Annotated in this window: 8 protein-coding genes; 3 read left to right on the top strand and 5 right to left on the bottom strand. The window is 41.6% G+C overall.

Annotation, left to right across the window (positions count from 1 at the left end; all coding sequences use genetic code 11):
• Positions 1-48 precede the first annotated feature (48 nt).
• Positions 49-1,962, top strand: a complete 1,914-nt coding sequence (acs, locus tag IPP86_05910) for an acetate--CoA ligase (protein ID MBL0138051.1) — start codon at positions 49-51, stop codon at positions 1,960-1,962.
• Positions 1,963-2,185: 223 nt separating this feature from the next.
• Here acs and IPP86_05915 read toward each other — a convergent pair whose 3' ends face one another.
• The 4 genes from IPP86_05915 to IPP86_05930 all read right to left on the bottom strand — a co-directional run bounded on the left by IPP86_05915 (position 2,186) and on the right by IPP86_05930 (position 6,325).
• On the bottom strand, positions 2,186-2,887 hold the full coding sequence (locus tag IPP86_05915) for a DUF2807 domain-containing protein (GenBank protein MBL0138052.1): 702 nt from the start codon (positions 2,885-2,887) through the stop codon (positions 2,186-2,188).
• Positions 2,888-2,943: 56 nt separating this feature from the next.
• Positions 2,944-4,335: a DUF2807 domain-containing protein gene (locus IPP86_05920; GenBank protein MBL0138053.1), complete on the bottom strand. Its 1,392-nt coding sequence runs from the start codon at positions 4,333-4,335 to the stop codon at positions 2,944-2,946.
• 289 nt (positions 4,336-4,624) lie between these two features.
• Positions 4,625-5,710, bottom strand: coding sequence for a hypothetical protein (locus tag IPP86_05925; GenBank protein ID MBL0138054.1), 1,086 nt, complete (start codon positions 5,708-5,710; stop codon positions 4,625-4,627).
• A 129-nt stretch (positions 5,711-5,839) separates the two neighbouring features.
• Positions 5,840-6,325, bottom strand: coding sequence for an RNA polymerase sigma factor (locus IPP86_05930; GenBank protein MBL0138055.1), 486 nt, complete (start codon positions 6,323-6,325; stop codon positions 5,840-5,842).
• 239 nt (positions 6,326-6,564) lie between these two features.
• On the opposite strand from IPP86_05930, the gene IPP86_05935 reads away from it, so the two are divergent.
• Positions 6,565-8,028: an L-serine ammonia-lyase gene (locus IPP86_05935; protein MBL0138056.1), complete on the top strand. Its 1,464-nt coding sequence runs from the start codon at positions 6,565-6,567 to the stop codon at positions 8,026-8,028.
• A 189-nt stretch (positions 8,029-8,217) separates the two neighbouring features.
• On the top strand, positions 8,218-9,282 hold the full coding sequence (locus tag IPP86_05940) for a T9SS type A sorting domain-containing protein (protein MBL0138057.1): 1,065 nt from the start codon (positions 8,218-8,220) through the stop codon (positions 9,280-9,282).
• 96 nt (positions 9,283-9,378) lie between these two features.
• Here the strand turns inward: IPP86_05940 and glgP are convergent, their stop codons facing one another.
• On the bottom strand, positions 9,379-13,629 hold the full coding sequence (gene glgP / locus IPP86_05945; GenBank protein MBL0138058.1) for an alpha-glucan family phosphorylase: 4,251 nt from the start codon (positions 13,627-13,629) through the stop codon (positions 9,379-9,381).
• Positions 13,630-13,634 lie beyond the last annotated feature (5 nt).

Genomic DNA, 13,634 nt, shown 5'->3' on the forward strand with positions numbered 1-13,634 from the left:
GGAGAACATGTAGGATTCTTTTACATTTATCCTGCTAAACAATAGTATATGTCCTATCCATATCAGATCAAGACTCCCGACGAATACCAATCTGCCTACCGTAAAAGTGTAAATGATCCGGAAGGATTCTGGGCAGATATTGCTTCGAATTTTTATTGGCGTAAACGTTGGGACAAAGTTCTGGATTGGAATTTCAAAGATCCTTCCATCAAATGGTTCAGTGGTGGCAAATTAAATATTACTGAGAACTGTCTGGATCGTCATCTCGGTTCAATCGGAAATAAACCTGCTATCATCTGGGAGCCCAATGATCCGGAAGAACACCACCGTGTAATCACCTATCGTGATCTCTACCACAAGGTTGTTCAGTTTGCAAATGTGCTGAAGAACAATGGCGTAAAAAAAGGAGATCGCGTGTGCCTTTACATGGGCATGGTACCCGAACTGGCAATTTCCGTTCTTGCCTGTGCCCGGATAGGCGCTGTTCATTCCGTGATTTTCGGTGGCTTTAGCGCGCAGAGTATTGCTGATCGTCTGCAGGACGCCCAGGCTGAATTTATCATTACCTGTGATGGTGCTTTTCGTGGCAATAAAGAAATTCCATTGAAAAGTGTCATTGATGACGCGCTTGTTCAATGCAAATTTGTAAAACGTGTCATCGTCCTTACACGTACGCGTACTCCTGTGAGTATGATCAAAGGGCGTGATGTATGGTGGGAAGATGAAATCAAGAAAGTTGAAACCATGGGCAATCCGGATTGTCCGGCGGAAGAAATGGACTCTGAAGATGAATTGTTCATTTTGTACACCTCCGGATCCACCGGCAAACCGAAAGGAGTTGTACATACCTGTGGTGGTTATATGGTTTATACGACTTACTCCTTTGTAAACGTCTTTCAATACAAACCAGGAGACATCCATTTTTGTACAGCTGACATCGGATGGATTACAGGTCACAGTTACATCGTATACGGACCTCTCGGAGCCGGTGCAACAACATTATTGTTCGAAGGTGTGCCCACCTGGCCTGATGCAGGAAGGTTCTGGGATGTTGTAGATAAGTTCAAAGTAAATATTCTCTATACTGCACCAACTGCAATCCGTTCTTTGATGGGATTTGGTTTGGGACCGGTACAGGATAAAGATTTATCATCCCTCAAGGTGCTTGGAACAGTTGGTGAACCAATTAACGAAGAAGCCTGGCATTGGTACGATGAATTTATTGGAAAGAAAAAATGCCCTATTGTAGATACCTGGTGGCAAACGGAGACGGGCGGAATTATGATCTCCAATATGGCTGGAATCACACCCGGAAAACCTTCCTATGCCACCCTCCCATTACCAGGAATACAACCGATACTGGTAGATGAAACCGGAAAAGAAATTGAAGGCAATAATGTGAGCGGAAACCTTTGTATTCGCTTTCCATGGCCATCTATTATACGTACAACCTATGGAGATCATGAACGTTGTCGCCTGAATTATTTCGCTGCCTATCCCGGACAATATTTCACCGGTGATGGGTGCTTACGTGATGAATTCGGAAATTACAGAATCACCGGCAGGGTCGATGATGTATTAAATGTAAGCGGACACCGGATCGGTACTGCTGAGGTTGAAAATGCTATCAACATGCATGCAGGTGTTGTCGAAAGTGCTGTGGTTGGTTATCCGCACGACATTAAAGGCCAGGGAATTTACGCTTATGTAATTTATAGTGGAACTCATGGGGATGAAAATCTGACTCGTCAGGATATCGCCTTGACGGTAACCCGGATCATCGGTCCTATCGCAAGGCCTGACAAAATTCAATTTGTAAACGGACTGCCCAAAACACGTAGTGGAAAAATCATGCGCAGGATTTTGAGAAAAATCGCTGAGGGAGAAATGGAAAATCTGGGCGATACAACTACACTTCTTGATCCGGGAGTAGTAGACGAAATTAAAACAGGCAAAATATAATTTCCTGTGTCAGAATTTCATCACTAAACAATAATAAACTCAATTAAATACATGGCTTTAAAAGACTGGAAATTTGAATCTATAAAATTCAAAGAAACTTCCAGTTTATAGGAATGCATGAATCCAAAGCAAAGTCAAATGTGAAAACTTCAACAGAACTCTTGCTGAAGTTTTCACATTGTCTGAACTAAACCAAGGGGATAAATGTAAATATCGGGATACTCTATATCTTTTGAATCATTCCTGACCCGGTAATTCTGGACTGCATATGACCGGGTTCGGAAAGGTAAAATACGTTTCCACTACCTGAAATATTTACAGTAAGATCGTTCGCAACATCTACCTTACTGTTTCCGCTTCCGCTGATGGAAATTGAACTGGTAAATGATTTCATCAATTGCGCGTTCATGTCGCCTGAACCACTGATACGAAGATCTGATTCTGCCGAGCTGCCGGCAAGCTCCATATTTCCGGATCCCGACAATGTAGCTTTTAACGACTTCGCAATCACATTTGCTTTTATATCACCCGAGCCGGAGAGGCGGATGTTCATGTGGTCGCAATTGAATTGGCTGCGGGCAACCATACTTCCGGAGCCTGACAGTTCCATGAGACATAAATTTTTCACAGTGATATAAATATTTATTACACGTTTGGTATGAATATCATCCTTGCAATAAATAATCAACTCGTCATTTTTAATCTCTGTTAAAAGCAAGGGAACAATATTATCTTCCGCTTCAATTTTGATTTCCTGAACATCTCCCTGGCTAACGTATACATTTGCTGTATTGCGCAAATCAATCCCTGTGAATGCCGGAAGATTTCGTAATTCTGTTATAACCTTTCCGGATCCTTCAATCGTGCATCCGAATGAAGAAAACGAAAAAAGCAGAAAGAGAACAGCGGTTAATTTAGATTTCATGGCTTTGTGTTTATATTGATGAAGAATATTTAGGGGGAAATTTCAACAGCTCAGGATCACCAACCGGCAAGTGTAATTCCAAAATTCACAGGATATAACGTCGGGCCCTGTTTGTCTTTAAACACTGTACTCATGTAATAATCCGCGAACACGTTAAAATGTCCATAACCGGCTGCCACTCTCACACCGTAACGGAATGGATTCAGATTAAAGCTATCATACGTTTTCGGTTTATGTACATTTCCGTCTTGTTCATATTTTATTTTCGTATGTGAACCCAAACGAACACCTACCATTCCTCCTACACCCAGGTGAAATGCGTTTTTCATTTTTTTGCTTGTAAAGACTTCAATCATCAGTGGAGCCATCAGATAACTTGCGACTAGTTTTGATTTTACGTAATTGATGTCGGAAACAGAATCAATATTCGCTGAAATGGGTTCTGATGAATTTAATGAAACATTATTTTTGAAACGATAATTGTTCCAGGTCACGCCCAATCCCGTCATGAACCAAACATTGCTTTTACCAAACTGAATGTTCTTCTGAATAAGATTCAGTCCAACCGAAACCGATTTCTCTTCACGGAGATCAAGCGCGCTGTAACCCTGCGGCACTTCAAATTTCCCGTCAGCATTTACCCAGGAATTGAATCCCATTTCAAATCCTCCCCAAATCGGCTTCGATTCATGTTTCTTATACGTTTTGAGAGAATCTTTTCTTCCAATAATCAACACTTCAGTAGTACCTAATGTAAGATGAGTGGTATCTGCTTTCGCGTTGCTTGAACCTACATCAGAAATATGACCTATACCCGACACATTTCTTTGAATATTTTTTGGCGGGTTTTTATATGTCACATTCCCGCTACCACTAATTTGAGCATCCAGATCATCCGTAACATCTATCAAGCATTTTCCCAATCCAGAAATGGATGCTTTGCATGTTTTCACGGTAAGATCAATCGCATCAACTTTTCCTGAGCCGGAAATATTTATCTCCGCATGATCAGCTGTACCGTTGAGTGTGATTTTACCAAGTCCGGAAATATCCGCACGTACCTGACGTGCATGAACCTCCATTTTAATTTTCCCATCACCGCCGATATCAAATTGCATGTCATCGCCATTAATTGGTGACTCGCCAATGATCTCACCGCGGCCTTCAATGCTCGCGCGTTCAAATTTTGGGATCGCGATGTACAATTCCGCATCCGGACCACCATCAATGCGAAGCACACCATTATTAACCCGTGTTTCAACATGACCCGCAATGCCATTGTTGACGATCTGAACACTTTGATTTGCATCCTGGCGCAAATGAACTTTTGCAACCGATTCAATTTTAATTCCTGTGAAAGGCTCTACCTGGCGAGTTTCCATGGATTGTGAAAATGCAGTAAGGCATCCAAGTTGTATGATACCTGCGAAGAGAAGTTTACGTAACATATAATTTTGCTATTTAATTTGCTGTTTGTATGAATGGGACGTGGAAGGGGGTGGGGAAGTTACAGAGGGGTGGGGAAATGTTTCGGGTTCCAGGTTCGGGGTTCCGGGAGCTGGGTTCCGGGTTCTGGGTTTTGGAGTGAAAGTGGAAGTGGAAGTGGAAGTGGAAGTGGAAGTGGAAGTGGAAGTGGAAGTGGAAGTGGAAGTGGAAGTGGAAGTGGAAGTGGAAAATGTGGGAGATGATGAAAAATAATAATCAAACTCTCTTCGCAATTCACCCTTCACTATTCATTTACTTCATTTCTGTGTGGGAAATGGAAAACTTGCCAATCGCAAGGGCGTAGATTGTGGCATCATCCACAACATCGTTGGTTTTACCAATAGAAATTGGCTGACCGGTCCTTTTGCTTAAACGGCTAGCTCCTTTTGATGCAAGCGACCAAAGGTTATCCTTTTCTGAAGTGGTGGGAGCATTTGACGCCAGGCCAAGATCTTTCATGTCCTGTTCGTTGAAAATATCACGAAGATCCTGTTCCCGCTGAGGTTTTGAAACCGGAGTCGAATTATTGGCGAAGACAGGTTCCTGTAAAGGTCTATGCACATTCATAACACTGTCAACCGGAACCAATTTATTTTGCACCACCTGAGGAGCCGGCTCCTGAATTTCATGATTAGACTGATTCCGATTGGAAGGAGCTGCTTCTTTCTTTCTCCTATGATCTGCAACCACAGGTCTGTCTGCTTTCTCAGGAGCAGGCAAATTCTTTTCAATTTCTATTTTTTCCTTATTAAGGTTAATAGAATCAATCTGATTTACACCTTCTTTAGAATTCACAGGAGGAGTGATCGTTTTTTCAGCTGTCTGAGGAGTATTATCTTTTTGCTGACGGAAAACATATATTGAAATCAATAGCAGCACCAATGAAGCTGCAATAGCTATAACGCGATAGTTCGTCCGAGAAAATGCAATAACTCTTCCGCCCCGCTTCAATGAATTTTTATTCTTAAAAATGATGGTATAATCAGGAACAGTGCGTGTCCGGCGGAAAAGATCCAGTTCAGATTTCAGATCCGGATGCGCAGCTAAAAAACGATCAACATCTTTCTTTTGACTATCGTTTAGATCGTCTTCTGTATATGCCACCAACCATGTTTTGTAATTCGAAAGATTAACCCCTTCTATTTTCTTTAAACTGTCTTTATTGAAAAACACTGTGGATTGATCCGGCTCAACTGACACATTTACAAAACTGTCAAACTCTTCTTTTAAATCCGGATTCTGATCAAGGAAGGACATAAGTTCCCTACGCTGACTTTCGGTCAGATTTCCTTCGTGATAATCGAGGAAGTAAATTTCGTAGTTGGAACGGGAGAGCATTTTTTTATTGTTGATTGTTGATTGTTGATTGAAGATTGAAGATTGAAGATTGAAGATTGAAGATTGAAGATTGAAGATTGAAGATTATTTACATAAAAAAATGTAAACAACATTCAATCTTTACTCTCTTTATACTACTCTTTCCAATGATCCTATATATTCTTTTAAAAATACCCGCGCTCGGTAGATGTACACTTTGACTTGAGATTCGCTCATACCGGTTATTTTCCCGATCTCATCATAACTGTATCCTTCATAATCCCTGAGTGTAATTACCGCTTTTTGTTTTTCCGGAAGAAGATTTATCGCTTTGTTCAGGACTTGTTTCAAATCGGAATACTGCTCTGTATGAAACAAACTATCTTCCGTTACTTCTGTATAATCACTTAGATGCTTCTTTTTCCTGATCCTGTCGATCATCGTATGATAAGCAGTTGTAAACAAATAACTTTTTGCTTTTGCTCCATCCACCTTTTCGACATTTCTCCACATTTTTTCAAAAGCATCCTGCACAACATCGTGCGCCTCATCTTCATCCCTCATGTTTTTAAGGATGAAGCGATACACACCATCGGCGTGCTGGTCTACGCATTGATTGTACTCCTGTGTGGTCATGGTTCCTGTGTGGGGAATCTGTAAATGGGACGATTCAAGATCCCTAAAGTTACAGGAAAAATCAGTTTTATTTTGCTGAAAATGGGGATTTTACAGACTTTCAGGAAAACGACTGAAGATTCGGCTCCTGTAGTTGATGAACAGGGAAGATTACCGAAAGACATTATAAATTTTGATATTTCGAATAATTAAAGCTTCATTTCATTATATCCTTCCTATTTTTGCCCTGAGGTAAGATTATGACAGAACAAGAACAGATTTCAGTATTTGACATGTTTAAAATTGGTATCGGACCATCCAGTTCGCATACCCTGGGGCCTTGGCGAGCCGCAAAATTATTTCTTGAATCCCTGGAAAAAAACGGGCTGACAATGACTGTTCGTGCAATCCAGGTTCACTTGTTTGGTTCGCTTGCAAAAACCGGTAAAGGACATGGAACAGACATCGCGATAGAATTAGGTTTGTGCGATTTTGATCCTGTCACTTTTGATGTCAACAGCATTACACCCACAATCAACGAAATCGCAAGGGTTAAAAAACTGAATCTGGCTTCTAAGAACAATATTGATTTTGATCCTGCCAAAGATTTACTTTTTCATTTTTCAGAAAGTCTGCCTTACCATCCGAATGCAATGACTTTGAAAGCTAAAATCAAAGATGGTTCTGACTTTGAAGAAACCTATTATTCAGTAGGTGGTGGATTTGTTGTCAAAGACGGAGAAGTTCCGGGGCAATCCAACAAAAGAGTCATTCTGAAATATCCAGTCAACACTTCGGCTGAGCTCATGAAGCATTGCGAAACTCAGGGTTTGTCAGTATCCCAGGTGGTTTTGGAAAATGAAGACAGCTGGCGGAGTGAATCGGATGTTCGTACAGGTGTAATGAATATCTGGAAAGTAATGACTGAATGCATTTATCGTGGATGCCATGCTTCAGGCGAATTACCCGGAGGATTAAAAGTAACCCGCCGTGCGGCTGAACTGAATAAAAAATTAATTGGCAATAAATCATATTCCTCTTTCGAGGAATGGGTCAGCCTTATTCGTTCAGGCGGTAATAACTTCAAATATATTCTTGACTGGGTTACTTGTTTTGCACTTTCTGTCAATGAAGAAAATGCTTCCTTTGGTCGGGTAGTAACTGCTCCAACCAATGGCGCTGCCGGAGTAATTCCCGCCGTACTCATGTATTATTACTTATTCATGAGTCCGAATGTCAGTGGAACAAAAGAAAATATTGCTCAATTGGAAGATGAATTGATCAGGTTCTTGTTGACTGCATCAGAGATTGGAAGCATTTTCAAAAAAGGTGCTACGATTTCTGCAGCTATGGGTGGATGTCAGGCTGAAATCGGTGTTTCTTCCGCGATGGCTGCAGGCGCGTTGACCGAACGCATGGGTGGTAGTCCGCAACAAGCCATGATGGCCGCGGAAATCGCGATGGAACATCATCTTGGACTTACCTGTGATCCGATTCGTGGATTGGTACAAATTCCATGCATTGAACGAAACACCATGGGAGCCATGAAAGCAATTACTGCAGCTCAGCTTGCACTGAACAGCGACCCTTCAAACGCGAAAGTTTCTCTCGATGATGTGGTAAAAACAATGTGGCACACGGCACTCGACATGAATCACAAATTCAAAGAGACAGCTGAAGGCGGATTGGCTACTGCTGTGCCGATTAGTTTGAGTGAATGTTGAAAATTTCCAACAATCAATTTTCTGCTCCAAATTAACGACCAGATTTGATTTTTCATTCTATTTAATTTCGGAAACTTTCTTTTTTTGCCATTGATTTTTTGACGTTCACCAAATGCTTGTAAAAAGTATAAAAGGTTATTGTTAACATTGTTTCACTTTGTTTGTGTACCAAGTTTAAAACCTTCATCAATGGCACGCCATTTTATTTCTGCCTTAATTGCGCTGTTCTATTATTCCACTGTTTACTCACAGTGTTTTTGTCCGCAGCCCGCATTCAACGAAACCTATGATTCGTTGAGCAATTGGTCAGTGCTTGACAATACAGCAGGACAAATCATACTTTCCGGAACACAACTTTTTTTTGATGGACCGGCAGGAGCTGACTACAATCGCATCTTCAGACAAGTACCAGGACTACCTGCTATCTCAACACATTTTACAGCAAGATGTAAATTCAAACCCATCGACGGTAACTCTCCGGGGCATTTAATAATGGCCTTTACACAAAATAGTGATGATCCTTCGGTTTACAATCTGCCAGGCTATCCTCCTACTCACAACAATGTATTTGGAGCATCATTCTTATCTCCATTGACTCCACATTCTCACACTTGCTGTTTAAATCCCACCGATCCGTCAAATCCATGGGGTTTTCATTTGTATGTAAAAAATGATTCCGTTTTAAATCAAACTTTACACAATCAGTACATTCCGGTGGGCAGCATGAATCAATTTTATTACATCGAATTGCAACGCTGGAGTGCATCTGAGGTATCACTAAGTGTATTCAGCGATTCACTTTTTACACAACATATTCCCGGTTCTCCAATCTGCGGCAGGCTGGATGAATCCTTTGGCAATCTTTCCTATCTGCAGCAAGGTGTGATTACAATAGCATCCTGGTACCGACATATCCGTGCACTCATTGATGATGTACAAATATGCGGCGGCGCTCATTGCAATCCATGTTCGACTACAGGAGAAAATCCGGTGTCTGAAATAAAACAAAATATATTAACAACTTCTTCAAATGGAGAATTAACAATTTATAGTTCTGATGGTAAAGAAATAAAATTGAACTCACTAGAGATTATAAATCTGGCAGGAAAAATTGTTTTAGAAAAAAATAATATTTCAGGTGATCGAATCATTATCAAGATTGATTTTCTATCTGATGGAGTTTATATTTTAAATGGTTATTCCACTGATAAAAACATACAGCTTAAATTTATAGTGGATGATAATCACCGGTAAAAATGTGATTCAGGATTTATTCAAAATAAACTAGTTCAAAATTAGAAAGGGGATATAGCTAACCAGCTTATCCCCTTTCTAATTTAGCTTAAAAAACTAAACCCATTTCACGAGGTTGAATTCCATTTTGTTTGGCAACAAATGATGTTTCGGGAAAATCCTGAAACCATATTCAAAGACTCCGGATTGAGTGACCGGGAATGTAGTTTCATAGGTAGCACGCCGGCGAGCTGTATGTCCCAGTGTCAACTCCTTTTTGAAAATAATTTCGCGGTGATCGCCTTTTCCGGTTTTCTGAATGAACAATACTTCCACTCCGATATCTTCCGGATTCAGATAACCCAGACTGAGTACTATTTCCGCATGAAACTCTTCTCCCATCGGCAAAGGCTTTTGTGCGGAGTCGTGAATGACTGTATCGATAATCTTGATCAATCCCCAGTTGGCGATAACGTGCCGTTTCCACTCCGAAAGCTCTTTAACCTCCTTGAAATTATTATTCGAGATCTTTTTACTTCTCTCAAATAATGGCACATAATACTTATGGATGTATTCATCAATCATCCTGTGTGTGGTAAATCGCGGAACGATTTCAGCGAAATTATGACGAATCATATCTACCCAACCGGATGGAACTCCTTCCTTGTTGCGGTCATAATAAAGCGGAATGACTTCTTTTTCCAACAAGTGATAGAGCATTTCGCTATCCAGTTCATCCTGAAAATCCTTGCGTTCAAACGTGTTCTCCTCCGGCAAAGCCCAGCCTGCGCCCGGCAAATAACCTTCACACCACCAACCATCCAACACGCTTAAGTTCAGAACGCCATTAAGCGATGCTTTCATTCCACTGGTACCGGAGGCTTCCATTCCGCGATCCGGATTATTAAGCCATACATCTACACCCTGAACAAGATATTTGGCCACTTCCATATCGTAGTTCTCAAGGAAAATGATTCTTCCGGTAAACTCAGGCAGCTCTGAAATCTCGACAATCTTTTTGATTAGATCCTGACCTGCTTTATCATTCGGGTGTGCTTTTCCTGCAAAAAGAAACTGTACAGGTTTCGCCGGGTTTCTGAGAATTTCCTTCAGACGATCGATATTCTGTAAAAGCAGATGTGCACGTTTGTAGGTTGCAAATCTCCTCGCAAAACCAATCACCAGGACATCTTCACGCAGAGAATCACTGACTTCAATAATTTCCTTGGGATTTTCATGACGACGGGTCATGTCAGCACGAATTTTATCATGCATTACTTTCACCAAATCACGTTTCAGCTCTTGGCGGATATTCCAGATAGTTTGCTCTGGCATTTTCAGCATTGCCTGCTTCATTTGCTCATCCACCTTTCGGAATGGAGTATTGCTCTTGAACATTTCCTGGAAAATAACCTGCCACTGTTTTGCCGTCCATGTTTGATAATGGACTCCATTAGTCACATAACTGACATGGAGTTCATTCGGCATAAATCCGGGCCAGAGGTGCTGGAACATATCCTGCGATACTCTTCCATGAATTTCACTTACACCATTGATCTCCTGCGAAACGTGAGCGGCGAGATGACTCATGGAATATTTCTCATGTGTATCGTTTTCATCTACCCTTCCAAGACCAACAAATTTCTCCCATTGAATATTGAAGATGGTCGGATACTCGCTGAGATAAGCGCGTATCATTTCTTCAGTGAACACATCATGTCCTGCAGGTACAGGAGTATGCGTCGTGAACAAAGTTGATGCTCTTACAATATCCAATGCCTCATCATACGTGATATTTTCAGAAATGATGAGATCACGAATACGCTCCAGACCAACAAATGCCGCATGACCTTCATTGCAATGGTAGACATTGGCTTTTATTCCAAGCTGTTTCAGCAAACGGTCTCCTCCTATTCCGAGAAGCATCTCCTGCTTCAATCGGTTTTCATGGTCGCCTCCATACAATTGATAGGTGATGAAACGATCATCTGAACTGTTCTCATCGATATCTGTATCGAGTAAATACAGAGGAACTCGTCCAACATTTATTTTCCAGATTTTGGCATAAACACGTCGGCCGGGGAAAGCAAGACTAATTTTCATCCAGTTTCCTTCTTCATCACGAACCGGAAGAATCGGGAGGAATGAAAACTTTTGCGATTTGTATTCTGACAATTGCTCTCCGTGCTTGGATAAAGTTTGTTTAAAATATCCGTAACGATACAACAGTCCAACTCCAACCATGTCAACACCGGTGTCACTGGCTTCTTTCAGGTAATCACCGGCAAGAATACCCAAACCTCCGGAGTACAAGCGGACGATGTGATTCAATCCATACTCCATGCAGAAGTAAGCAACCTTCGGCCAATTCAGATTTTTGGGTTGCTCCATGTATTTTTTAAAGGAAGCATACACTGAATCCAGCTTTTCAAGGAAGGCCGCATTCTTCTCCAGTCGTTTCAATTTGACATATGGAAGAACATCCAGCATAGCGACCGGATTTTTTTTGTACTTCTCCCACAATTCAGCATCGATCATCTCAAACAACTCCGCCGCCTCGAGATTCCATGACCACCAGAGATTTCTGGAAAGTTCATGCAAGGGCTCAAGCGCTTTCGGGAATTCAGACTGAACAAAAATCCTTCTCCATTTAGGCTGATTGCTTTTTGGATAATTGATGATTCCCCGTTCAATTGGTGAAACTTCATGTTTATTACGGTACAAATACTCGCGGCCTTCGCTTTTTTGTAATGCGATATCATACGCTTGTTTGTAATACTCGATCAGGTTATGCCACTGTACAGTCTTTGATAATTCAAAAGCCGAATCACGTGCGATGGCAACCTCGTCTTTATTTTTCTGTGTGTAACCCAAGACGATGTTCGCGATTTTTTGAGACGCTTCATCCGCATCGATGTCATTACGATCGACCACAAAAATTCCTGTATTGACATTTCCAAGATTGGTGCGCATCCATTTACCGAAACCGGCCAACTGGGTAGTGATCGTAGGTACATGAAAGGCTAAACTTTCCAAAGGAGTATATCCCCAGGGTTCATAATATGAAGGGAAGGCGGATAAATCAAATCCTATGATCAGATCATAATAATGTAGATCAAAAATTCCATCGTCACCATTGAGATATGTTGGGACAAAAATCACTTTCACTTTATCGCCTGCTGAATTGTTGAGATGATTGCTCTTCAGACGGTTCATTACCGGATCTGTATCAATATCCTGCAGGCAATGTGTGAGATTTTCCGGAGTGGCCGGAACAGAACCATTTTGCAATCTTTCAGCGAGGTCTTTACGGGCACCAGTATGATGCGCAGGAACCATGATGAAGGCCACAACAGTTTTGTTGAGCGCGACATTTGAATTTAGTTTGCCCATCGCATCAATAAACACATCAATACCTTTGTTCCTGAATTCATAACGACCGCTTTTCGCTAGGAACATTGTGTCTTCCGGCAGATCCGCGCCGGTCACTGCTTTCGCGACCGCGAATAATTTCCTGCGGGCGATCAATCGTTTTTCATCAAAGCTTCCATCGTCAGGAACCATTTTCACTTCAAAACCATTGGGCGTAATGATGTCAGGTGATTCATCCAGAAACTGAACACATTCCTTTGCCGTAATTTCACTGACGGTCGTAAAGCAATCGGCGAAATGAGCGGCTTTTTTCTCGAGGGATTGCTTCGCCAATACATTAAAATCCTTGGCAACCTGATCGCCATTGTATTCCGCGAGTTTATCATACAAAGGCCAGCCATTTCCGGCAATAGAACGACCAACAACAGTTGCATGCGTGGTGAGAACAGTTCCGATTTGCGGAACACGTTCGTGCAGGTACAAGACACCTGTTCCGGTCATCCACTCGTGAAACTGCGCGATGATTTTGTCTTTGAAAGACAAATGGAATTTATAAAAGCTCTCGATTACTTTTCCTGTCGCGTAACCGAACATCGCCGGTTCGATATAATCCCACTGACCGGTAAGTGAATCAAGTTTAAAGCCCGACCATAGACTGGCGAAAATTTCATCCTTCATATGGAAGAACGGAGTGAAATCAACCAGGATCGCAATCGCTTCGTTGGCTTGTTTCCATCTTCCGATTTTCACCCGCAATCCTTCAGCCGATGCTCTTTCTTTCCAGGCAGAAAAAAGTGAGGTGTCTTCCACAAACTCAGGATGTTCGCCACTTCCTTTCCATACATCCGGTCCGATCGCGATGTAATGTTCTCCCCACTCCTGAACAACTGTATCTGATTTACTGGTGATCACGGTATGTATACCACCCACTTTGTTACATACTTCCCAGCTCACTTCAAAAATGTAATCTGGTCTGCTCATGTTTTTTTCTTGCATAGTGA

Source organism: Bacteroidota bacterium (assembly GCA_016720935.1).
Classification (GTDB): Bacteria; Bacteroidota; Bacteroidia; order AKYH767-A; family 2013-40CM-41-45; genus JADKJP01.